Source organism: bacterium (assembly GCA_021372535.1).
In the GTDB taxonomy this organism is placed as follows: Bacteria; Latescibacterota; Latescibacteria; order Latescibacterales; family Latescibacteraceae; genus JAFGMP01.
In genome coordinates, this window is the sequence record JAJFUH010000112.1 from 26,710 (window position 1) to 51,515 (window position 24,806).

General features: G+C 48.7%; 20 protein-coding genes. 3 read left to right on the forward strand and 17 right to left on the reverse strand.

Annotated elements, in window-relative coordinates; all coding sequences use genetic code 11:
- Positions 1–2 precede the first annotated feature (2 nt).
- The 11 genes from LLG96_10620 to LLG96_10670 form a co-directional block, all read right to left on the reverse strand.
- Positions 3–284, reverse strand: a complete 282-nt coding sequence (locus LLG96_10620; protein ID MCE5250659.1) for a DUF503 domain-containing protein — start codon at positions 282–284, stop codon at positions 3–5.
- 14 nt (positions 285–298) lie between these two features.
- A complete protein-coding gene (infB, locus tag LLG96_10625; GenBank protein MCE5250660.1) occupies positions 299–2,581 on the reverse strand; it encodes a translation initiation factor IF-2 in 2,283 nt (760 codons plus the stop codon).
- Positions 2,582–2,688: 107 nt separating this feature from the next.
- Positions 2,689–4,002: a transcription termination factor NusA gene (gene nusA / locus LLG96_10630; protein ID MCE5250661.1), complete on the reverse strand. Its 1,314-nt coding sequence runs from the start codon at positions 4,000–4,002 to the stop codon at positions 2,689–2,691.
- A 299-nt stretch (positions 4,003–4,301) separates the two neighbouring features.
- Positions 4,302–5,342: a thiamine phosphate synthase gene (locus LLG96_10635; protein ID MCE5250662.1), complete on the reverse strand. Its 1,041-nt coding sequence runs from the start codon at positions 5,340–5,342 to the stop codon at positions 4,302–4,304.
- Positions 5,343–5,423: 81 nt separating this feature from the next.
- Positions 5,424–5,645, reverse strand: a complete 222-nt coding sequence (locus LLG96_10640) for a hypothetical protein (protein MCE5250663.1) — start codon at positions 5,643–5,645, stop codon at positions 5,424–5,426.
- Positions 5,646–5,699: 54 nt separating this feature from the next.
- Positions 5,700–6,980, reverse strand: coding sequence for a hypothetical protein (locus LLG96_10645; protein MCE5250664.1), 1,281 nt, complete (start codon positions 6,978–6,980; stop codon positions 5,700–5,702).
- Positions 6,977–10,015 carry an acyl-CoA dehydratase activase gene (locus LLG96_10650; GenBank protein ID MCE5250665.1) on the reverse strand — a complete coding sequence of 1,013 codons (3,039 nt, stop codon included), beginning with the start codon at positions 10,013–10,015 and terminating at the stop codon, positions 6,977–6,979. The genes LLG96_10645 and LLG96_10650 overlap by 4 nt, the downstream gene beginning before the upstream one ends.
- A gap of 43 nt (positions 10,016–10,058) precedes the next feature.
- Positions 10,059–10,616, reverse strand: a complete 558-nt coding sequence (gene dcd, locus LLG96_10655; GenBank protein MCE5250666.1) for a dCTP deaminase — start codon at positions 10,614–10,616, stop codon at positions 10,059–10,061.
- Position 10,617: 1 nt separating this feature from the next.
- Entirely contained in the window at positions 10,618–11,640 is a 1,023-nt protein-coding gene (locus LLG96_10660) for a bifunctional oligoribonuclease/PAP phosphatase NrnA (GenBank protein ID MCE5250667.1), read from the reverse strand.
- Between the two features lie 2 nt (positions 11,641–11,642).
- Positions 11,643–12,479: a TIM barrel protein gene (locus LLG96_10665; protein ID MCE5250668.1), complete on the reverse strand. Its 837-nt coding sequence runs from the start codon at positions 12,477–12,479 to the stop codon at positions 11,643–11,645.
- Complete coding sequence (locus LLG96_10670; protein MCE5250669.1) at positions 12,476–12,709, reverse strand: sulfurtransferase TusA family protein; 234 nt, start codon at positions 12,707–12,709, stop codon at positions 12,476–12,478. Before LLG96_10670 ends, LLG96_10665 begins: the two co-directional genes overlap by 4 nt.
- A 218-nt stretch (positions 12,710–12,927) precedes the next feature.
- Here LLG96_10670 and LLG96_10675 point away from each other — a divergent pair, with 218 nt between their 5' ends.
- Positions 12,928–13,434, forward strand: coding sequence for an NUDIX domain-containing protein (locus LLG96_10675; protein MCE5250670.1), 507 nt, complete (start codon positions 12,928–12,930; stop codon positions 13,432–13,434).
- Between the two features lie 6 nt (positions 13,435–13,440).
- On the opposite strand, the gene LLG96_10680 is transcribed toward LLG96_10675, so the two are convergent.
- From LLG96_10680 to LLG96_10700, 5 genes are all read right to left on the reverse strand, one after another.
- On the reverse strand, positions 13,441–15,216 hold the full coding sequence (locus tag LLG96_10680; GenBank protein ID MCE5250671.1) for a chemotaxis protein CheW: 1,776 nt from the start codon (positions 15,214–15,216) through the stop codon (positions 13,441–13,443).
- Positions 15,213–15,959 carry a ParA family protein gene (locus LLG96_10685; GenBank protein MCE5250672.1) on the reverse strand — a complete coding sequence of 249 codons (747 nt, stop codon included), beginning with the start codon at positions 15,957–15,959 and terminating at the stop codon, positions 15,213–15,215. Before LLG96_10685 ends, LLG96_10680 begins: the two co-directional genes overlap by 4 nt.
- Positions 15,960–16,114: 155 nt before the next feature.
- Positions 16,115–17,323: a type II secretion system F family protein gene (locus LLG96_10690; GenBank protein MCE5250673.1), complete on the reverse strand. Its 1,209-nt coding sequence runs from the start codon at positions 17,321–17,323 to the stop codon at positions 16,115–16,117.
- Between the two features lie 52 nt (positions 17,324–17,375).
- Positions 17,376–19,049, reverse strand: a complete 1,674-nt coding sequence (gene pilB, locus LLG96_10695; GenBank protein MCE5250674.1) for a type IV-A pilus assembly ATPase PilB — start codon at positions 19,047–19,049, stop codon at positions 17,376–17,378.
- A 296-nt stretch (positions 19,050–19,345) separates the two neighbouring features.
- Positions 19,346–20,224, reverse strand: a complete 879-nt coding sequence (locus LLG96_10700; protein MCE5250675.1) for an FHA domain-containing protein — start codon at positions 20,222–20,224, stop codon at positions 19,346–19,348.
- 350 nt (positions 20,225–20,574) lie between these two features.
- On the opposite strand from LLG96_10700, the gene LLG96_10705 reads away from it, so the two are divergent.
- Both LLG96_10705 and LLG96_10710 read left to right on the forward strand, forming a co-directional pair.
- On the forward strand, positions 20,575–21,117 hold the full coding sequence (locus tag LLG96_10705) for an FHA domain-containing protein (protein MCE5250676.1): 543 nt from the start codon (positions 20,575–20,577) through the stop codon (positions 21,115–21,117).
- Positions 21,118–21,163: 46 nt separating this feature from the next.
- Complete coding sequence (locus LLG96_10710; protein ID MCE5250677.1) at positions 21,164–22,009, forward strand: protein phosphatase 2C domain-containing protein; 846 nt, start codon at positions 21,164–21,166, stop codon at positions 22,007–22,009.
- Here the strand turns inward: LLG96_10710 and LLG96_10715 are convergent, their stop codons facing one another.
- The gene (locus tag LLG96_10715) at positions 22,010–24,514 is read right to left on the reverse strand and encodes an SUMF1/EgtB/PvdO family nonheme iron enzyme (protein ID MCE5250678.1); all 2,505 of its coding nucleotides are present in this window, start codon (positions 24,512–24,514) and stop codon (positions 22,010–22,012) included. It lies immediately after the preceding gene.
- Positions 24,515–24,806: the final 292 nt, after the last annotated feature.

Here is a 24,806-nt window from a genome sequence, read left to right on the forward strand (position 1 = left end):
TTTCAATAATAATCGATTCGTGAATCAATAACCTCGACCCGGTGATCGCCGTATACGAGATCAAGGGCCTTTCTCAGAACACTCTCGGTAAATGTCGCATCGTTCGATACCGCGGCAACACCAATGGAAGCCCGCTGCCATTTATCGGTATTATCTACTTCAGCTACCGAAATATTGTACCGGCTCCGCAACCTGTCCTTGATGCTTTTAATGGCAAATCGCTTCGTTTTCAGGGAGCCGCTTTCCGGTATAAAGAGTTCGATTCGTAAAACGCCGATGACCACGGAGCATTATTCCCCTATATTTTTCTCGACTCTTCGAGAATCTCGATTATCTCGAGGTTATCACCGACCTTAAGGTCATTGTAACCGTCGATGCCGATGCCGCATTCATAACCCTGGGAAACCTCGGACACATCGTCCTTGAAGCGCTTGAGCGAAGATATGGATCCTTTAAAGATTTCGATACTGTCGCGGATAAGCCGTACTTTTGCATTGCGTTTGATAATCCCGTTGGTAACATAACAGCCGGCAATATATCCTACGCGGGGCAGTTTGAATACATCGCGAATTTCCGCGCTTCCCGTAATCTTTTCCGTAATGGTGGGTTTTAAAAGCCCGCTCAGCGCTTTCCTGACATCATCGATAACCTCATAAATGATCTCATAGAGTTTGATTTCAACATCTTCGCTCTCGGCGAGTGAGCGTGCAGCTGCCGAGGGACGGACATGGAAACCGATGATGATCGCTCCCGAAGCGGCGGCAAGCAGCACGTCATTTTCGTTGATTCCGCCTACAGCCTGATGAATTACCCTTACACGAACCTCGGGATGGGAAATCTGTGTAAGCGAATCTGAAAGCGCTTCCATCGATCCATCGACATCCGCCTTGATAATGAGATTGAGCTCACCCATCTCCCCGTCTTTGATCTTATCATATATATCCGACAGGGTCACACGTTTGAGACGTCTGAAATCCTGCTCGCGTTTCATCATGCGGCGTTTCTGGGCGATGTTTTTTGCCTCGATTTCGTTGTCGAAGGTATACAATTTATCGCCTGCCCGCGGAACGCCATCCATTCCGAATATCTGGACCGGGATTGATGGGCTGACGCTGGTGAGACGTTCCCCATACTCGTCGAGCATTGCCCGGACACGGCCGGTAACCATACCGGCAATAAACGGTTCGCCGATCCTCAGGGTGCCGGATTGAATAAGCACTGTTGCAAGAGGCCCTCTTCCGCGATCGAGCTTCGAGTCTATCACGACACCGGTTGCTCTCTTCGACGCAACGGCTTTCAGCTCGAGCATCTCGGCTTCGAGCAATACTTTATCAAGCAGTTTATCGATATTTTTACCTTTTTTCGCCGAAATTTCCTGGCATTGAAATTTTCCGCCCCAATCCTCGACAAGGATATTTTGACGGGAAAGATCGGACCTGATTTTTTCCGGATCCGCATTTGGCAGATCGATTTTATTGATGGCGATCACAATGGGAACACCGGCCGCCTTTGCATGATCGATTGCTTCTATCGTCTGCGGCATGACACTGTCATCGGCCGCCACAACGAGAATGACTATGTCGGTAACCTGCGCACCACGGGCGCGCATGGCGGTAAATGCATGATGGCCGGGTGTATCGATAAACGTGATCTTCTGCCCGCTGGGAATTATAACGGAGTAAGCGCCAATATGCTGGGTAATCCCTCCGGATTCACCTGCGGCAACATTCGATTTCCGTATATAATCGAGCAGCGATGTTTTGCCGTGGTCAACATGACCCATAACCGTAACAACAGGCGGTCTCGGTACTTTCTTGCTTTTCTTCGATTCCTCGATTTCACGGGCTTTGAGTATATCTTCGGCATATTCCCCGAGCTGTTGAACGACAAAACCGAATTCTTCCGCCAGGAGCTCGATCGTATCCATATCGATTCGCTGGTTGAGCGAAACCATCATCCCCATCTCCATGCACTTCGAGATGAGCGCGCTCACGGGTATCCCCATTTGCGTCGCAAGCTCGGAAATCGATACAAATTCGCTCACCTTTACCGTATTACGGTCTTCCTGGATTTCTTCCTTGGTGGCCTGTTTGGAACGGGGCTTCTTGGATTTTGACCGTGTATCGGTGCTCATGCTCGCCATTGTTTTCTTGAAACTGTCCTGTACGGCGGCCATGTCGACTTTTTTACGGCGTTTTCGGGCTTTACGTGATTTCTTTTCCTCGGTACGCTCTTTTTTCTTTTCAGCTGATTTTTCTGCAGAGGGAGTTTCGGGAGTTTTCTTCTGTTCGGTTTTATGCGGTTTTTTTCTCTTTTTCCTGCGTCGCGGTGCAACGGGAGCTTCTTCTTCACCTGGTGCTTTTTTCGTTATCGCCTCACTTATTTCCTGCTTCTTCTGGATATCTTTCAATGCAGCATCATGTTGTTTTTCAAATTGTTTCTTTATATTTTCATACATTTTTTCTTCAATAATACTCATATGGCTCTTTATTTCGAATTTCATATCACGAAGCATCATCATGAGGGCTTCGGAGGAGATATGAAATTCCTTTGCAACCTGATACACTCGTTTTTTCTCCATATTCTCCTCCCAGTATATTTAAAAGGTAATTCTTAACATGTTTCCGCCGGATTTGTCATGATTACAGCATGGTTTGACTCCGCTCCGGTTCGTAACAGATATCCGGTTTATTCTCCGTCTTCTTTCGCGGCTTCAACATTTTTCATTTTCCCGTCACGATTGACAAAATACTCTTTCGCCAGTGCAATAAGTTTTTCGGCGGTTTTTGGACCCACACCGGGAATCTGAACAATAAAGTTTACATCCGCATCCGCGAGATCCCTGACAGTATTGATATTATGACCGTTCAGTTTATAGACCAGTTTTTCTCCGATACCTTTCAAATCGATAAGAAGTCCCGCTGCCCGTGTCTTGTCGGCTTCGCTCTGGACAAATTCCGACTGGCTGATAATATCCACATTCAAACCAGTCAGGTTACTCGCGAGCTCGGCATTTAAACCGTTCTTTCCTATCGCAAGGGAAAGCTGATCGTCATTAACGATCGCCGTCAGTTTGCCCTGCGCCCTGTCGATATCGACCCTGAGCACGGGTGCCGGGCTCAGCGCCCTGGCCAGATACGATGCTATATCATCACTGTACTGGATGATATCGATACGCTCATTGTTCAATTCTTTGACGATTCCCTGGACACGGGACCCTTTGATTCCAACACAGGCGCCTACGGCATCGATACGGGGGTCGGATGACATGACTGCGATTTTGGAACGTTCACCCGGCCTGCGCGCTACACCTTTTATTTCGACGATCCCTTCATAGATTTCAGGAACCTCTATCTCAAAGAGCCGCGCAAGGAACTTGGGATCGGTACGGGATAAAATAATCTGAGGACCTTTTGCATCCCGTTTTACATCAATAATCAGCGCCCTGATGGTGTTTCCCTGGTGGTAACGCTCTCTCCGTATCTGATTCTTATGGGGTAGAATCGCTTCCGCTCTGCCCAGGTTGATATAAATGTCGCCGTGCAAAACCTGTTGAACGGAGCCGGTCACAATTTCATTGATCCGCTGACGGTAATCGTCATAAACCTTATCGCGCTCCGCCTCGCGAACTTTCTGAATAAGGCTCTGTTTTGCCGAATGTATCGCGTGACGTCCAAAATCCTCGAATTTCAACGGTTCACGGACTTTTGCGCCGATTTTCACTTTCGGCTGAATCTCGCGTGCCCGTTCGAGGTCAATTTCATTCAACGGATTCTCAACTTCTTTTACAACATTCCATTCTGCTTCCATGGTGATAACTCCCGTGTTCAAATCGACATCCACGGTAATATTATCGGTATCACCAAAACGTTTTTTGGCAGCACTTAACAGACCGGCCTTTATTGTTTCAACAACCAGTTCGCGGTTGACATTCTTCTCCCGGGCTATCTGGTTGATGGCCTCAAGAATATCGTATCGTTGAGTTATTCCGGTGTCACTCATATAATGATCTCCGACTACCTGTTTTTTTGCAAAACAGTAATTTATTAACCAGATTCACAACAGAAAATGAAGTATATAATTAAAAGAGTGAGCCACCGATACAGCCCACTCTGCCCTAGAAAATATAATATATATCATTTAAGTAATGATATGCAACGATTTTTTGCTAAATTCTGGAAAATATTCTTTATATGTCATCAGTTGGAACTATAAACCGTTATATCTTTTGTTCATGTCTCCCCGATAAATCATGCAGTGAAATTTTCAGAGAGCAGTCTTCATTATGCTTTTGCGGTATATCAGCGTTTTTTCAGCTTTTTTATATTGTCAATAATTTCTTTTATAGACCCGGCGCTCAGTTTAAAGACAATGCCGCGGATACCCTGTATTGCGGGAATTTCCATCGTTTCATCGGGATTTTCGGAATAGACGAGAACCGGTATGCGGACACGATACACGAATTGCTGTATTAATTCATTTTTTTTATCGTAATTCTGTTTCTCACGGGAAACGTATTTAACAAGTGCATAATCCGCTTCATCATGAATTATATAATTATCGGTGGAATCGAACGTTTCTGTATACCCGATCAGCATTCCCGGGCCGGCAACCGTACGATATCTGTCGGGCGATATATCCGAAGTATCGATGTGAATTCCGTCCGCATCGAGCATTAACGCGCAATCGAGACGATCGCATATCAGTACCGGGATGTTATTTTCTTTACAGAGTACCACGAGGGGTGACGCATGCTCCATAAATACTCCGTCACTGGAGTTATTGTCGCTGTATGCTATGATATCCACGCCTGCATCAATCGTTGCCAATGCGCATTCAGCCGCGTCATTATCATATAGAGCATCGTGGTCAATAACGACAAATACTTTAAGATTGTCGTTATTGAATACACGGATTTTATGGATATGGATTGCGAAGGTCTGTTCGATGTCATACATGCGGAACCGGATGGTTTTAAAGTGATGAGACAGGTGCGGGAAAAGAAGTTTGCTGTACTCCTCGAGCGTTCGGAGCGCCTCCTCAGTCCTGCCGGCATTTGCCTTCACGATGGAAAGGATATCGTCGCGCGTGCGTTCCGACCGGGTTTCTCCGCTCCGTAAAACATCTGAGTCCGACCCGCGGGATGCAAGGAGAAGGCTGTCGAGGCTCTTTTCGGATTTTACCACCTGGGCGAGTTCGTGCCGTATATCCTTGACGGCTCGTGTCAATGCCTCATCGTCGAACAGCATACGGGCGGTATCTTCAAGCACTCGTATGCCTTCCGCAGCCCGGTTAAGGCTGGCATCGATCAGGCGCAGTATGCTTTTTTGCAAAGGTTTCATGGCCTGTTTCAATCGGGTAATTTGGAGGGATTTTCCTGTTTCAGAAGTTAAAAAAAGCTCCCGGGTGAAGGAGCTTATGATTCATTCGTTTGAAAGGTCTTTGTAATTGAGTTTCACATGACCTTCGCCCTGCTCCTGAACGATTTTAACTATCCACCCCTTTACTTCTTCACCGTTGATTTTAATTACCTTCGGTTTTTTTTCAAGCACTTTTGTTTTCGGATTCAGTCCAGAACATTTGCCTTTGATATCACGGCAAAAAATCCACTCTGTTCCCGGGTCGGTATTCTTTTGAGACATCATGACACCCCATATATAAAGTATCTTGTTGTGTAACAGAGAAATAATAAGGACATATTAACGGTTTTCGAAAAACCTGTTGTAACGTCTTTCCACCTTCTTTCTGCTCATATATCCTTTTACCAGTTCCATATAAATGCCGATATCCCTGTCCATGTCGACGTTCACGCCATCATAATAGAATACCCTGCAGGGGATATTGTTGTGATCCTTTGAGAAGGACGGATAAACCGCTTCGGTAACAATGCCGTTCATACAGGAAAAGGGGCTGATATCGACAATTCCGTCAACGCCCTTTGCATAATAATACCCTGATTTCCCTATACTTATCGCCATCTCGCCAAGAGCCCCCGAAGGCGGGAGATAGGATTCCGCCAGATTCATCACTTCCGAAACATCCGATGGCTCCTCATATCCGACGAAATCATCATGGAAAAGTTCGAGAAGTTTATGTTCATCCTTTTTCATCACACTCTTTTTTATCTGGACAAGCGCCATATCGACCGAAAACCGTTTGTTCTGTTTTATCAGATTATCCATACGGGTCCAGTCAGTATAGAATACCCATTCACTGAGGTCGGCGATCCATGTCTCGGCGCCGTTTTCTTCAAGTTTTCTGATCATGTTGTCATTGGCAAACCTGTTGTGACGGCAGTATATTTCGCCGACTATGGCCAGAAGCGGCTTCCCCTTTTTATAATCGGCGTCGATTGCCCTGAATCTGTCTCTTGCCCTGACGAGAGTTTCCTTTACCAGCGCGACAGAACGGCTGTACGACAAATCGGTTCTCTCCAGCGCCTTTTCCTGTTCCACAAGCGATCGTTCGTAGACATCATCGGCAGTTCCTTTGGTTTTTTCATACGGTCTTGTCTTAAAAAGCATTTTCCGCAGAATATCCGAGGCAACCACCGCTATCCAGGCTTTCTTGAAAAATGTAATACTCCCGATGCCGCCATATCCATTTGAGGAAGTTGGAGATAAAACGATGACATCGTTCAGGTTGAGGTCTGCCAATACTTTTTCAAGCAGATGACAGTACTGGCCGAAACGGCAGGGACCATTGGCAGTCAGCATCATGAATGCCGTTTTTTTAGGATCGAATCCTTCCGCTTCAGTAATTTTTAAAAAGTCGCCGAGTGTTATCTTTTCGGGGAAACATTCTTCACCCGATGAATACATCGCTCCGAGTTCGAGGGTCCGTGCATCGGAAGGCGGGGTGATACGGGCTTCGATTCCCTGTGAGCGGAAAACGGCGGCAAGCAGTCTGGCGCCTGCCTGTGTCATCGGGGGAATATAGACTGTTCTTCCCTTGAGTGTCTGCGCGCCATCGACTTTCATGTTTTTGTTCCCTCCCAGGTGCTGAGAAAGCCTTTGGAATCGAGATAGGCCTCGCACCGTGTCATCATCCCGGCATCATTGGAATGGCCGTCGAACTGGAGCACCAGATATGGACGTCCCAGCGCCTTCCTGATATACTGCTTGATAAATGAATCCGGACCGCATTTGAAGTTGGTGATATAGATTATATCGAACTGCTTTTCCTGCGAAAGCTTGATTGCCGTCTGTATAATCTTTTTACCGTAATTCCAGTACATGTTCCGGTGATATCCGGAAATATCGGTTCCCTCGAAATCGAGGAAATCCATGGGAATGACATTAATCCCGTATATTCCCGCGAGTTTGGCGGCGACAGAGAGATTAATCGCCCGGTCATAAATGTTATACGGTCGCCCGACCAGTACGATAGCTTTTTCTCCGGCTGTCTTTACCTGTTCGACCGCATGACGTCCCGCTTTTTTGAGGCTGCTCCTGAATTCCTGTTGCGCTTTGACCGCCTTATCGAATGCCCGTTCGGAAACAGCCCGTGATATGCCGTACTTTTTGAAATACTCCGTCAGCTCATTCCTGACCATCTTATCGCCGTCGCGGAAATGGAGGGTCGGCTTGAGGATTTTATCACGGTGCGGATGAAAAACCGGAGCATGTTCGGCCACAAACGGGAGTGTCATCCCCCAGACACAGACAAAGGATTCATATTCGGGGGTTTCCGTTTCGGCATTGATGATATTCGGGAGCCAGACATAATCCACACCTTTATCAAAAAGATGCCGTATATGCCCATGCGCGACAATCAGGGGATAACACGGTTCGGCCACAACGCTTTCTATGCCCATGTTTGAAATGGTTGTATTTGTCGCATCCGAAAGAACCGTGCAGAAGCCGCATTCGGAAAGATAGACGTTGTAGAAGGGCAGCCTGTCATACGTATACATCGTCAGGGGTATGCCGACCTTGGGGCCGATCATTCCATTTTCAATATAACTGCCGAACAGCAGTTCCTCGCGTTTTTTATAGAGATCCTCGATTACCGCCGACTTCGAGACTTTTTTACGTTTCCTGTAGCGTTCGGAGCACTTGTCACCCCAGTAGGTTTTTTCTCCGTCCACCGTGAATTCCTGCACGGTGCAGAAATTACTGCATCCCTTGCAGGTAAACTCACGTAATTCAAAGTGGACTTTGGTCAGATCGAATCCCTTGAATGTCGAGTCGAGGTTGATCGCTTCCATTTTACGTTTTGCAAGCAGGGCCGCCCCTATTGCGCCCATCACGCCGTTATGGGGAGGCACGATGATCTCTTTTCCGGTGACCCGAGCAAAAGCAGCGGCCACAGCATCGTTGTATGCCGTTCCGCCCTGGAAGAATATGGTGTTGCCGATTTTCCTGTCCCGCACCACCCTGTTGAGGTAGTTATAGACCACCGAATAGGCCAGACCGGCGATTAAATCCGCCTTTGGCGCTCCGCGCTGGAGGTATGAATAGAGGTCTCTGCCCATGAAAACCGTGCATCGCTCACCGAGCCGTATCGGGTGTTCCGAGGAAAGCGCGATTCTCGCGAACTCGTTGATAATGCTGATGCTGAGGTCCTCTGCCTGTTCTTCGAGAAACGATCCGGTTCCCGCGGCGCATGCATCGTTCATGGTGAAATCGACCACGATGCCGTCTTCGATGGATATGTATTTCGAGTCCTGGCCCCCGATTTCAAATATGGTATCGACTTCTTTCCCGAGCATTTTTCTGCTGATATGGAGAGCGCCGGTCTTGTGAGCGGTTATCTCGTCATTGATCGTGTCGGCGCCGATGAGAATACCGATGAGCTCACGGCCCGACCCGGTTGTGGCGACGCCTTTTATTTGTATCCGGTCGCCGATTTCACGGCCGATTTCATTGAGGCCTTCGCTGACAACCTCGATGGGACGGGCTTTTGTCTGGGTATAGATTTCCTTGATGACATTGCCATGAGCATCGATTACAACGAGATTGGTACTGACCGAACCGATATCGACGCCAAGGTATGCGGGAATGGGTTCCTTCGTATCAGGGAAAGTAAAGGGTATTACGTGTTCGCGGAGTAATCTGACATGATCGAGGGTCAGTTTATCATATGAAGGGAATACGGAACTCTTGGTTTGAGTCCTCGCAGACTGAATCATCACCGGCGCCTGGTCGAGCGACTTGATCGCGCATCCGAGGGCTCCGAGCCAGTTCATGGTCTGCGGAGTATATATATCGTTATCGTCAAGGTCGAAAATCTGCCGTATCGACTGGAGCATCCCCGAATTCATAGCCACACCGCCGATAAACAGTACCGGCGGCGTTACTTTCTTGCTGCGGCAGATTACGCTCTTGAAATTACGTGAAACGGCATTGCAGAGACCCTTGAGCACTTCATCGGGCTGATACCCGCGCTGCTGGGCGTGTATCATGTCCGATTTTGCAAAAACCGAGCACCTTCCCGCAATCTGAGCGGCTTTGGATGCCTTTTCCACAACCGTGCCGATTTCCTCTATGCGGAACTTGAGCCTCGATGCCTGCTGGTCTACAAACGCTCCCGTTCCCGCCGCACAGTCGCCGTTGTTGCCGTAATCGATAATGTTGAGAGTACCGTTGGAGGTATCTTTCCCTAGAAGGATATACCGTGATGTTTCTCCCCCCATTTCGAAAATGGTCCGGACATCCGGGTGGAAATGGTTCACAGCTTCGACAATGGCGGCAAATTCATTGATAACGGGGACATTGTAATATGTTCCCGCAAGCTTGCCGCCTGAGCCGGTTACCGTGAGATGCAGTTCGCCGCCGTCCAGAAATTCCATGATGGAATCAAGAATAGTCTGGGCCGCAACAAGGGGCTGTCCCTTGATCCGCTGGTATCGTGACAGAACGACTGCAAACGCTGCATTATCCTGTTCCGTGTCGAAGGAGAAAAACTCTTTGTGAGACGCCATTTTCCGTAATACGGCTTTATCCTCTTTATTCACGATAACCGCAGCTTTTATACTTACCGAACCGATATCGATGCCTATTCCGACCTTCATAATGACCTTTACTCACAGTGTGATTGACGTAATAATCAAGAACTTATGATGTGCTGTCGATTTTCGATATGGTGATATTCTGTTGAGCCTGATATTTCCCCTTCTTGTCTGCGTACGAGATATCACATGGACCATCTCCGCCCAAAAAGAGCACCTGGGCTATACCTTCATGCGCATAAATCCGGACGGGATGACTGTTGGTGTTGATAATCGAGATGGTGACAAATCCCTCCCATTCCGGCTCGAAGGGTGTGACATTGACAACAACTCCGCAGCGGGCGTATGTCGATTTCCCGAACGTAATGGTGATCACATCGCGCGGAATCCTGAAATACTCAACCGACTGGCCGAGCGCGGTCGACCCGGGCTCCATTTCGAGAATGTCACAGATAATGTCGCTGAACATCGCGTGTGTCAATATTTTCGGATCGATGGCGCCGGTGCCGGAAAATATCTTGAATGTATCGGAAACACGCATATCGTATCCGTATGAGGAGAGCCCGTACGAGATTTTCCCCGGCCGTGTTTCACCCTCCGCAAATGGTTCGATCATGCCGTGTTCCAGCGACATCCTGCGTATCCATGAATCGGGTTTTACCATGTTATGAATCCCTTTTATTGAGAACCGATGCCGAAGCGTCCAGAACACGGGTAACGACTGCATCGAGCGTACCGTTCATGCTTGCCCCGGCAGCTTTGGGATGTCCGCCTCCTCCGAGGAGAGACGCGATTTCGTTTGCCGGAATCGAATCGGCCGTACGGAAGCTCGCTTTAAACAGGTCGGTCCCTTCCTGGATTACGAGAAAAGCTATCTTGATATCCCGGATGATACGCAACTGTTCGATTATACCTTCCGTATGCTCGCGGCTGGCGCCTGCCTGTTCGAACATTTCACGGGTAATTACCGAGTATACTATTCTCCTGCATGGTGTTATGCGAATCTCTGAAAGTGTCAGTCCAAGCAGTTTCTGACGGCAGAACAGTTGTCCCGATTCCATATGCCGTCGTATATTCGGAACGTTTATGTTATATTCGTAGAGCTCCGATGCTATCCGGTGAGTCGTTGCCGTGGTATTGCTGTACCGGAAAAATCCGGTGTCGCTTACGATCGCAGTAATGAGCGCTTCTGCTATCTGCTTGTTTATAATCGATCTGTCAATATGACACAGCAGATCGTAGACAAGGGAGCCGGTCGAACACGCACGGGTATTGAGGGCGAGAATGTCAGCCTCGATCTGTTCGGGCTGATGATGGTCAATTACTGCTTTTATCGCGTCATTGTCGATAAGGAATTCTCTGATATGCCCCAGCCGCGCGTAATTTCCGAGATCGAGAACAACGACAAGGTCGCCTTTAACCGGGCTGTTTTCCGGTAATCTGGTCAGTCCGTATGATTCGATGATGCCATGAGGGTCGAGAAACCGGTACAGATCGGGTGTGGATGATTCGTTGATAATCCGGATTTTTTTTCCCATTCCTTTCAGGAAAACGGCAAACGCCATCACGCTGCCGACCGCATCACCGTCAGGATTGACATGGGTTGAAAGAAATATCCTGTCCGAATCATGTATCGCTGTGGCGATTGCCGTCCATTGGTTTTCGTTTTCAGGGTAAAATGCGGACATGGTCATAGTTTCTCATACCAGTTTTTCATCAGTAAGGCATCTTTTTCGAGCGACGGGCTCTCACACACAAGAAATCCACACACGCCGTTGTCTTTCAATACTCTGAGCAGATCGCGATAATTCAGGTCCGACTCATCGAGGTTGAGGTGTTTCTTCTCCCCTTTTGCGCCGAATTCGATGCCCGAAATATGCATATGCATACGTTTGAGCTCGTGATCGCCGAGCACAGATCGGATAGTGTCGATCACCGTTTGAAATTCCCGCGCGGTATTGAATTCACCGCTCCGGGCAAAAAGATGCGCCCAGTCGATACAGGGATGTATTCCATCGAGCTCTTTCGAAAGAGACAGAATCTCATCGAGAGAACCGAATTGTGTCGGTTTACCGGTCAATTCGGGACGAATATCTATCGATTCATCAAAGGAGCGGACAGCATCACAAAGCCCTTCGAGCTCCTTTCGTATCGTTCCATACACCGTTTCAGGCGTCTGTTTGAGCATGAAGCCCGCATGAAACGTAATACTCTCTGCGCCGCTCAACCCGCCGAAGCGGGCTGTGTTGATGATACGTCTCCTCGATGCTTCGAGCTTTTCCGGCTCGACTGCGTTGAGGTTGATAAAATAAGGGCCGTGCGCGGAAAGACGTATGCCGTTCTCACGGGCGGCGGCGGCAATTTCACGGGCTTTGTCTTCACCCGGAAAGGTTCCGCGAACGTACTCGAGCTCCATGCAGTCGAGTCCGAGTTCACGCAGACGCTTACAGGCAGTCACCGAATCACGGGGTTGTGCCGATTCCGGTGTTCCCGCTGTTCCGAACAACAGACGGTCGACCGGTCTCATCGGGCACCTTTCCGGATATACACGCTGATTTCGCCGTTTTTCTCGGACATGCCGAGAAATTCATTACCGGTCATCGCACACCAGCTCGGCATATCGTTTTTTATGCCTTCGTCATCGGAGATAACGGTCAGGGTCTCCCCTGCCATCATTTCCTTGAGCCTGTTGGATGTTTCGATGATCGGCACCGGGCAGAATTTACCGACAGTATCGATGGTATAATCGGTTTCCATGAAACATTCTCCTGTAAGATATATAATATGGTTAAGAAATCATTCAAAATCAACGATTTTGTTGAAATGCTCACCGGTTTGCCGTATTATATAAAATGGACAATTTTTAATAATACCATACGAAAACGTAAAGTTTTGAAAAATTATAAGATATTATTTATATTGTTTTTATAAATTTACAATAATTCATATTACCTGGCCCGGTGAAAAGGTTCTCCATGGAATTTTTCGATATTCTCGATGATGAAGGAAATATAACCGGCTGCGCTTCCCGTCAGGAATGTCACAGCGGAACACGCTATCTGCACCGGGTCGTTCATGTGCTCGTATTCGACACATGCGGGAGGCTGTACCTTCAGAAACGCTCGCAGGACAAGGATATAGAGCCCGGGAAATGGGATACATCGGTCGGAGGCCATATCATGTCCGGGGAGATGCCCGAAGACGCTCTCATTCGTGAAGCCGAAGAGGAACTGGGAATCACCGGAACCGCTTTTGAGTGCCTGTACACATATATAATGGAGACCGATATCGAACGTGAGCTTGTCTTTACCTTCCGGTGTACATGGGAAGGGACGGTCAGATTCCACGGACAGGAAATCGAGGAAGTGTGCCCGTTTGATGTAGCCACCATCGGGTCATTGCTCGGCAGCGGCTGTTTCACGCCTCATTTCGAGGAGGAATGGAGGCGATACAGTCAATGGACGGATCAAAACGGGGAATAGCAGGCATTACACGATTTTTTCCGTATCGACAACCATCACGATACGGTTGGTATCCTGCAGAGGAGCATAACCCGCGACCGGAGGCTGTTCCGTCGCGGATGTGATGGTGCCGTGCGGGAGTACTCTGATACCGATAACACTATCGACACGGGTGCCGGTGATGCGATTCTTCCCCGTGAGCACGATTATGCGCTCTTTCAGCGGTTCCCGTGGGCGTTTCGCGGCGCGTGATCCCGGTTTTTTCGCGATATCGACAAGGTGAATGACTGTCTCGCCGTACCGGAGGACGTTTGCGGGAAGCTTGTCCGTGCCCTGCATGCCCGGCAGAAGCGACGAATGAAGAATCTCCTTTACCGTATCAGCCGGAAAGCCGTAATACACATCGTCAACCACGGCGATAACGTATCTCCTGTCATCCCGGGATTCACGGGTGTCAGCCTTCTCTGCTGTTCCCGCAGCAATATCACTGAAATACTTCGTGTTGACACAGTACAGCGGTTCCGTACCGCCGTCAATTTCAACCGCGTGCCCCAAAATCGGCTCTTTTCCGGAGGATTGTGCGTTCTCCGATACCGTCGCGGAAAGAAACCGTGAGACGGAGCTCACGAGCAGTCCGGTTCTGGTGTTGGCCCCTTTCAGGACGAGGATACGGGATTGAGGAGTAATGGCGAGTTTCCCGGAACCGAGGAGCACTCCCATATCAAAAACAGGGAGATTTTTGTCCGTTATATGAGATATTCCCCCGGGATAAGCCGTTTCAGACGAAACCGGGGATATGCCCGAAGAATCAGTAATCGAATCGAGTTCGTCCGCAGCGATTCCATATGATTCTTTTCCGGCCTGAAACATGAGTATTTTCATCGTCCCGGTTTGAGGGAAAGAGGGACGTGTAACCGCAGTTTTCGGCGCCGGCGCGGGTTTTTCGCGTTCCCGTGGCTTTTCTTTTTCTGCCGGAACAGCGATAATTTCAGGTTTTACGGTTTTTTCCGCTATAATTTCCTGTGCAGGGGATTTCTTTTCGATACGGGTTTCGGGTACTGTTTGTTTCACGGCGGCGGGAGTTATTCCGGCCGTGCCCGACATTTCCTTGATGAATGCATCGAAAGTTTCGCGCGGAGTACGCTCGATGTTCAGCAGAGCGGCAGGCTGATCCTTGATCATTTTTCCGACAGCATTGACGAATACACGGCGCTGGAACAGGAGCGATTCCCCCTGAAGCGGAAGAGCCACAAAGACATCGCCTGATTCAGCGGGCGCCGTATCGAGACCGAATCCGAAAATGTTTCTGCCGAATGTTCCTAGTGCATGGGCGGCAGATCGCCCATCCACCGGTTCAGTGTAGAATATCCAGAGATGATATTCACCCTTGCCGCCTTCGGTTACCTCGATGAGGGACGGAATATTTTTCCCCTGTAATTCCCCGGCAAACTGTTTTGCCTTGGTAAACGGATGATCGAGCTGGTCGGAAAGAATGAATTTGACCACACTCCACGAGGTTTTACCGGATTTGGAAAGCGGATTGACTCTGACCGTGATATCTCCGGCGCAATGCTGAGCGACAGCCTCGTCCAGGGAGATTTCAGTCCGCTCGAAACGGCCTTCTCCCTCGATCTCGAACGTATCGACCGTCCGGCAGAACACATCAATCATGATATCCGCAGGAATGGAGGATTCGGATGCGCCCTTGTGCTTCTTTTGGGGCTTTTTTTCGATTATTGTCCGGGCTAAATCCGACCGCTTCGTAAAGTAGTCATCCCTGCTTTTAAACCGTCCCGGGGTCATACAAGCTCCTCGACAAGATTCCGGAAATCCTGCGCGCCGATACTGTCAGGATCGTATTCCATGATACTCTGACCCATTGCGGAGCTTTCACCTATTTTGACGTTCCGCCGTATCTTCGTTTTTGCAAGCGTGTCACCGAAAAAGGAGTGAAGCTGTTTCACCATTTCGCCCGCAAGCACCGTATTGGAATACATGGTCGGTATCACACGGCCGATTTGAAGCCGTGCATTGTAATTATCACGAACCGCATCGATGGTTTCGAGCAGCTTGTTGGTTCCGATGACGCTCAGGTGTTCGCAGGCCACTGTTATATAGACCTCGTCGCTTGCCACAAGGCCGTTCACCGTGAGCGCGCCGAGGGAAGGCGGGCAATCGATGAGAATGTGGTTAAACCGTTCGGTCACGGGTTCAAGCGCTTTTTTCAGTCGGCGTTCATATCCGATAGCCGCAAAAATCTCGCGTTCGATGGAAGCGAGCAGGATATTGGATGGCACGAGCCAAACATTTTTGTGAATAGGCGCGATAACATCCTCGATCACCGCGGTCCCTCTGATGACATCATATACGGTCCGCTCGAACGAATCGGGATCGCTTCCGCACCATGATGTCAGGTTACCCTGGGGATCGAGGTCTATAAGGAGAACAGAACGGCCTTTCCGGGCAAGCTCGAATCCTATATTAACCGTACAGGTGGTTTTACCTACTCCACCTTTCTGGTTGGCAAATACTGCAATTCTTTTCATGCAACCTCCGCGCCGGTATCTGTCATCCGGCAATATCGCACAATATATCGGACAAATGAAAGCCGTCAGATATGCTGAGCGTTCATAACGACATTACCCACATGTATGGGATGAAAACAGTATGAATGGCCGGCGTCCGAACAGCAATTTCATCATTAACCCTGTACCGCATCGATCATACTGAACATCGGCATGTACATAGCGATGAGCACGCCGCCCATAATAACCGCAAGAATGACGATGATTATAGGTTCCATGAGACCTGTCAGAGTCTCGACCGCCGCATTCACTTCTTCGTCATAAAAGTCGGCAATTTTGTTGAGCATCTGATCCAGACCACCCGATTCCTCCCCCACTGCAACCATCTGGATAACCATGGGCGGGAAAACATTGGTTTCCTTCATCGGCTCGGTAATGGTTTTTCCTTCGGAAATCGCCGTAATCATGCTCTGCAATGCCCGGCGAATAACCATGTTCGAGGCTGTTTTTGCGGTAATTTCGAGGGCTTCGAGAATTGATACACCACTCGAGAGAAGGGTTCCGAGTGTCCGTGAAAACTGGGCAACTGCGCTTTTTTTAGCCAGGTCTCCGAGGGCAGGGATTTTCAGTACCATTTTATCGGTATTGAAACGGCCTTTCGGGGTTTTCCGGTATTTGATGAACGCTGTGAAAGCGGCGACTATTACCGCGACAATGGGAAGTATTTTTTTCGGTGTTTTCATGAAATTTGACATATTGACAACTATCTGGGTAGGTGCGGGAAGTTTCGCGCCTGCATCGAGGAACATCTTCGTAAATACCGGGATGACAAAAATCAGAAGTGCTGCTACGGCGCCGACTGCTACAATCGAAATAATGATGGGATACATCATTGCGCCTTTGATTTTACGGTTGAGAGCCGCCGCTTTTTCGAGAAACGAAGCGAGACGCAGCAGGATTGTATCGAGGATACCGCCGATTTCGCCGGCAGCGATCATATTGACAAATAATTCGGGAAATACTTTCGGATGTTTTGCCAGGCTGTCGGCAAGTGAATTCCCTGACTCGACGCTTTCGGTTACGGAAATGAGAACCTTTTTAAAGTTCGGGTTTTCCGACTGTTCGGAAAGAATGTTCAGACACTGTATAAGCGGAAGACCCGCGGAGATCATCGCGGAAAACTGACGGGCAAAATTGGTGATGTCCTCGGCTTGTACTCCGGTGCCGATCTGTAAACTGAATCCACCTGATTTTTTCTTGACTTTTGTAACGATAATGCCCTTTGACCGGAGTAATTTGTAGACTTCCTCCTGGCTGGCGGCGGAAATTTCCCCCTTTACTCCTTTACCGCCTCTTGCTTTACCTTCGTATAAGAAATCCGGCATTTCGGTTTATCCCGCCCGGTGAGTGTTGTCGTTCCGATCCGATTTTCCCTGTTTATGCGGTCATTGTCTCACGAATCACTTCTTCATAATCGACTATTCCCTGTTTCATCTTGAGAATCGCATCCATACGAAGCGTAAGCATACCGTCCTTGATAGCCTGATCCCTGATGTCGGCTGTCGAACCGCCATCCAGAACAACCTGTCTGAGCGTGGGGGTCATCAGCATGACTTCATAGGCGCCGATTCTTCCTTTTTTGCCGGTCCCGTTGCATTTCGGACAGCCGACAGGTCCGTATATGACGTCATCTTTAGTTATATTCAGTTCTTTGTGAAGCTCTTCGGGCACTTTAATGGGTTTTTTACATTCCTTGCAGAGACGGCGTAAAAGCCGCTGCGCCTGAATGAGGTTTACCGCCGATGCTATCTGGAATGGCGCTATTCCCATATCGATCATACGGGTAACCGTGCTCGGCGCGTCGTTGGTATGGAGAGTGGAAAGCACAAGGTGTCCGGTCAGGGCTGCTTTCACTGCGATACTGCCGGTATCGATATCACGAATCTCGCCGATCATGATGATATTGGGGTCCTGGCGGAGAAACGCCTTGAGCGCCGCGGCAAAAGTCATGCCCACCTCGGTACGGACAAGAACCTGATTGATACCGTAAAGATTATATTCCACAGGGTCTTCCGCTGTCATAATGTTGACACCAATCTGATTGATATGGCTCAGCGCCGAATAAAGCGTGGTGGTTTTTCCCGAACCGGTCGGCCCCGTTACCAGAACCATACCGTACGGCGATTCGATAGCATGCAAAAAATCGTGTAATGCTTTCTCAGTGAAACCGAATGTTGTGAGGTCAAGGGTAAGATTGCCCTGGTCGAGAATACGCATGACGATCTTTTCACCAAACAGCGTCGGGAGTGTCGATACACGGAACTCGACAGATTTTGAGGGCATACGGATTTTAATACGGCCGTCCTGGGGAACGCGGCGCTCGGATATATCGAGATCGCTCATAATCTTGACTCTCGATATAACCGCGGCTTTGAGTTTATTGGGAAGTGGAGGCATTTCCTGCAAAACACCATCGAGACGGAATCTGACACGGACCTCTTTTTCGAAAGGCTCGATGTGGATGTCCGATACACCCTTCTTGACCGCATCGACGAGGATGGAGTTTACGAGACGTACCAACGGCGCGTCGTCGGCATGGACACCCTCGACCTCCTCCTCGGTTTCCTCGACGACCTCGAGATCCGAGCCCTCGAAATCACTGAGAATGCTCGACATTTCCTCGGTTGTTTTATATATCTTGTCAATAATAGTACGAATCGAGCTTTCGGTTGCTATAAACGGTTCAATTTTATATCCGGTGATGAGCTTTATCGAATCAAGGGCGAACATATTGGTGGGATCGGATATTGCCACCTTGAGTGTTTTCCCGTCACGGGAAAAGGCAATGACCTGAAATTTGATCGCTACTTCAGCGGGTATGATATTGACAACATCCTCGTCGATCTCATCGAGCTTCAGCTCGACGATTTTTATGCCCAGCTGCTTGGCAAGCGCGCTGTAAAGATCATGTTCGTTAACATATCCGAGCTCAATCAGGTTACCGCCAAGGTTTCCGCCCTTTTCCCGCTGCCGCTTGAGTGCATCCTCAAGCTGCTGCACCGATATTTTCTTGTCCTTGACAAGAAGATTGCCGATTCGCGCCTCAGCCATAGGAAATATTCACCCCCTGATTCAGAAAAAATCCGGTTTCCGTTATCTTGAACCTGTATTGATAAAATATATAAAAAACGTCAAAAAGCAAAAAAATAATATTTTATGAGTTTTAATAGTTTTTTTTATAACGCACAGTCAGGAAACGTAATAATTCATTATTTAACAATTTGATAGCACTATCAATAATACGATGTGCCGTTCATGCCAGAATTTATTTATCCGTGAAACAGTTCGGCATATTCAACAGATACATGCTTTATTCCCCGGTTCGCACGGATAATCCTGACTGATTATCAGACAAGTACCTCAAACAGTTTATGCCTTCCGGTGAATCCTTTTAAATCGAAAAAGCCGATACACCGGGTTTTTATCTGGGTATCGTTCGAAATCATTTTTTGCACCGTTTCCGCGATGAAGATACGGTCCGATCTTGGCATGTCGTCCTTTTTAATACCCATAACCGTTTGATGCATATCGTCGATTTTAACCGATTCGACGCGAAAAGCCATATCGACAGCCATACCCCGGCGGTCACCATCGGGAAGCTTGAAAGTCTCGCCGTAATTGATACCGATCCGGACACGGATTCCGGCGGATGATTTCTGTTCCTTCAGGTCGGTTAAAAAGCCGATAGCCAGATTGACCGCGGGTTTAACCTTGCTGAAAACGAGCATGAAACCGTCACCGGTATTTTTTATGAATTCCGCGGGATTTTCCTTGAGATTTTTTTTCAGACAGAGCAGCAGAGTATTTTTCACTTTACTGGCGATACGGTCACCGACAAGCTGGGCGATATTCGAGGAACCGACCATATCGATAACGACGATTGCTTCGGGTGTTGTTTCCATCGCGGAATCGGGTTCGGCAAACCGCTCTTCGGTGCGCCGCGACACTTTCAGAAACGTATGCCCGAGTCTGAAAATATCTCCCGGATTGACCACTACGGGAGCGGTGACCGGATCGCCAAGAAGAAACGTGCCGTTCTTGCTTTTACTGTCCTGAAGGGTAATCACCCCGTCTTCAGCTACCTCCAGCACGGCGTGGGTACCCGATATATATTTATCATCGGGTAAAACAATATTTGATTCGGAGGAACGGCCGATGCTGTATGTGCCGGGTATCAGGGTTGTCCGTGTACCCTCTTTTTCGCCATTCAGAATAAATAAATACATGACTGCCTGTACCGTTTTTTAAGAAATTGACGTTAAAAAAGATATTTCAATATATCCGTTTATTTGTGAAATTGTCAACCGGTATGTGTTGTTAAAAGAACGCCGAAACCACCTTTTCACGAGAGCGATGTAAAAAATGCTTTGATTTATTGCCATTACGGGCATGTATAACGTCGCTTCAGGATGTCGGCTGACAGCATTACGGAATATTTAAGGGATTTATTATCAGGATTTTCAGACTGTTTCTAATATAAAGCATAAAGAAAAAGCTTGACAAGCATAAATATAAAAAATATAGTTCCATATGAAAAAGTACGCTAATAAATTCATTTATTTTTGGAGTAACCACTATGGAAGAAGACTGGCGTATCACACTGAGTTGCCTTGAATCGCCCGATCCGTCATTTGTCGGAACCCAGAAAGTATTCACACAATCTCCAATCAACATCGGACGCGCCGAAAACAGCGATATGGTAATACCGGATCTGGCTGTGTCGCGAAACCACGCAATACTCAGGATCACGGCGGATTATACACGTGTTTTTATTACCGATATGAGCACCCATGGGACAGAAGTTTCCGGGAAAGTCGTTCCAAAAGGCAGGGGCAGCGGTTTCACCCTCGAGAATGGCGATACGATCAAGCTGGGAGAAACCGTGTTACAATACGAGTTGAAACTGAAAACGAGTGTTCAATCCACCATGGTCGGTAAAATTGACCGGAGTTTCCTTGATAAGCCCCCCGAGCCGGTTGTTGCCGAAAAAATCGAAGAACCGGTAATACCGTTAAAAACCGTCGCACCCGCTGCCGCCCAAAAGAATTTTAACCCGATTTATCTCGGCATAATCATTATCAGCCTCGCGCTTATCATATACCTGTTAATAAAAGGCTGATATTCACGAAATTGAGCACGATTTCCTTTTCAGGAGAAACCATAGAATGGTTACCATGACAACCGCGGGTTTGACAGACACCGGCATGTCCAGAACAAATAATGAAGATACGTATTTAACTGATAAATCATTGCTTATCGTGGCGGATGGTATGGGCGGAGCCGCGGCGGGTGAAGTTGCAAGCCAGCTTGCGGTAGAAGAGATATCAAAAAAACTCAGGGGAACAGTGTATGTTTCGGACGACCAGATACGGAAAGCATTTAACGACGCCATCTGGAATGCCGATGCAACAATAAAAGAACGTACCCGTAAAAATCCCGATCTCAGAGGGATGGGAACGACCATAATGGCCGCTCTCCATCTCGGCGACCGTCTTCTTATAGGATTTGTGGGTGACTCACGCGCGTATATCGTCACTCAGAAAAATCAGGATTCTCCTGCCTCGTCACGGCCCGATGTTCCGAAAGTCGATACAAATGCCGCAACCGCAATCTTACAGAAAATCACCGATGACTTTCAGCCTTCATCTAAGGAAAAAGGAAGCATCCAGCGTATAACGAACGATCATTCTGTTGTCATGGAACTTGTCAATTCCGGTGTCATACAGGAAGATGATATCCGCACCCATCCCATGAGAAACCGAATCACACGGTGTGTGGGGAATCTGACCGATAAGGGTCCCGACTTTGTCTGGCATACCATAGCCAATGACGATACGCTTATTTTGTGTTCGGACGGATTATGGGAAATGATTCACGAAGACCTGATTTTCGCCATCGTGAAATCGTCGAAAACTGTCGAAGAAATGTGCAAGCGGCTTATCAATGCGGCAAATGATGCCGGCGGAGCCGATAACATCACCGTCATCACGGCTCAATTCAAAAAGCAGTAATCATCGCTGTTTCCCACCCCGCGCCAGACGGAATCCCGTGTGCGGTCCCGTGTAATCGGGAGGATGCGGTCCCCGTATCGAGTTCCTGATAAGCTTGGCATTCGAATTCCATCCGCCTCCCCGAACAACACGCCCTGGTCCCTGCGAAGCTCCCGCGGGATTCACCACAAGCCCGGATTGATACGGTCCGAACCAGTCGGCGCACCATTCCCACACATTTCCCGCCATATCGTTCAGACCGAACTGATTGGGAGGAAATGTGCCTGCTCTGGTCAGTGATGTCCGCCAGCCTGTCCCGTTATTCCAGTCGTTCCCGAAATTGGCGCGTTTTTCGGGAGATTCGTCGCCCCATGGGTACAGTTTACCCTCCAGCCCGCCGCGCGCGGCATATTCCCATTCGGCCTCGGTCGGGAGACGGGCGCCGGCCCATTGTGCGAATGCGGCCGCATCGGACCACGATACGAATACAACGGGACGGTCGGGACGAGCCTGCTGGCTTCCCCATGATGGAGGCTCCGCGTGACCGGTTGCCTTGAGAAATGCCGCATACTGCACCACGGTTATCTCATCACGGGACATTTCGAAAGCCGATACGGTTACCCTGTGTACCGGCCGGACCTGCAGCTGCTCCTCGATATCGCCCTGGGAATCACCCATCATGAACGTACCGGCAGGAATCCGTATCCAGACAAGCGCGACCGTTTCCTTCGGTTTTGTTTCCTGTTTTTCGGGCTTGATTTCCGGTTTCACGAGAACCGCAACGGGCTGATCCGTCGCTTGATTCCTGGTTTTTGCTGGCGGTGCAGTGGTTTTTTGAGGAGCCTTATCTTCCGGTTTTTCCACGGGTTTTTTCTCATCGGTGCGCACAGGGGATGACGATGAAGCCGGGCGTGATTCAGCCGGAGATTTTTCCTCGGTCCGGGTCGATAAAGTTTCCGGTTTTTTCTCCGGGGTTTTTTGTGCCGGTGAAGCGGAAACGGGCGGCTGTTGCTGCGTTTTTACCGTTTCCTGCTGTTTTTCCGCGGAAGGCAACATGCGTTCCGGTTTTTTTTCGCTGTCCTTTTTTACCTGAGGCGAACTATCCGATGACGGTTTCGTCTGTTCCCCGGCGGGAGTTTCACCGGTTTTTTGCAGTGGTTCCGTCTGAGATTTGGTACCGCCCGAAGATGCCGTTACCGGCGGCGATGATTTCTTCCCCTGCGGAATAACATAGTAGAGCGCCCCCAGAACAACTCCGATCATGCCCAGCGACAGGAGAGCATACATCAGCATGGAAGCGCGTTTCTTCTCTTTCTGTGGTTTTCCTGCCGCTTTCCCCGCGCTGGATTGAACCGGTCCCGTGAGGGTATCTCCAAGCTTTCCGGAAGCCTCGGGGGAATCCTTGCCCGGCTTTTCCACTGTCTTTCCGGCGGATACCGCTTCAGCCGGAAGTATTACCGTTTCGGCAAGAGGTGTTTTATCCTCTTCCGGGACAGGTTGTCCGTATACGGGTTGAGGAGAAGCGATGGTTTCGGACGACTCGGACTGTTCCGGCTGGTTTTCGAGGATTTGCTCATGGAGCGCCTTGCCAAGCTCGGCTGCCGATTGATACCTGTCTGCAGGACTCTTGGCAATAGCTTTCATGATAATAGCGGAAAGTTCTTTCGGTACTTCCCTGTTGATGGTTTCCGGCAGCGGCGGGAGCACGTTCACCTGATTGTAGAGAAGCGCGGTATGATCGAGACCGAAGAACGGCGATTTCCCGACCGCCATCTGGTACAGGACGCATCCCAGACTGTAGATATCCGACCTGCCGTCAACCTCTTCCCCCTTTATCTGCTCGGGGCTCATGTACATGGGAGTGCCGATGAACATGCCCGTCTGCGAAAGCTTCGCGCTGCGCTGGGCTTTTGCTATCCCGAAATCGACGACGATCGGCTGCCGTTTTTTATTGACGATGATATTTTCGGGTTTGATATCACGGTGGATCACTCCCTTCTCGTGGGCATGCTGGAGCGCGAAACTGACCATGACCGCAAGACGGGCAAGCACCCGGGGTTTGAGCGCCCCGCTCTTTTTGATGATCTGGTCGAGGGGTACTCCCTCGATAAAAGCCATCGAATAATAGTAAAATCCGCCGCTTGTATCGACATCGTGAATCTGTATAATGTTCGGATGGAGAAGCTTGGCTGCAATTTTTGCTTCACGCAGGAAACGTTTGGCAAAGTTTTCATCGTATGACATCTCCTGCGGGAGCAGTTTAAGTGCGACAAGGCGTTCGAGACGGCTGTCCTCGGCAAGAAAAACAATTGCCATGCCTCCCCTGCCTAGTTCACGGATAATTCTGTACCGGTGCGAGACCGCGGCCTTGAACCGCTCGATGTAATCCCCTTCCCCGTTCTGTGAGGTTTTTTCCTGAGCCCCCGACGGTTTTCCGGGAGTGATCTCCCTGGGGAGTTTTTCGCCGCAGTTGGTACAAAACTCTGCTTCATCCCTGTTTTCTGTTCCGCATTTATCGCAAAACATACGACCCCGCTATTTCAGGGAACAGTAGATTCGGATTATACATTTATTGAGAAAGATACAGGCTCTGAAAAAATATTGAATTATAAACCATCGATGTCAATGTTTTTCTTTCAAAAACTTGATACGTAAGTATTTTCAAGTCAGAAAGGGGTGCAATATTTTCCCAGTCATAACGGAATTTCAAATACAAATGGAATTATCATATGTATCATAATCAATGTATCTTCTTGCTTAATAATGTGTTATAGATATACTTCAAATTTCTGTGCACCGTGGCAGGTTTTTTGCTTAA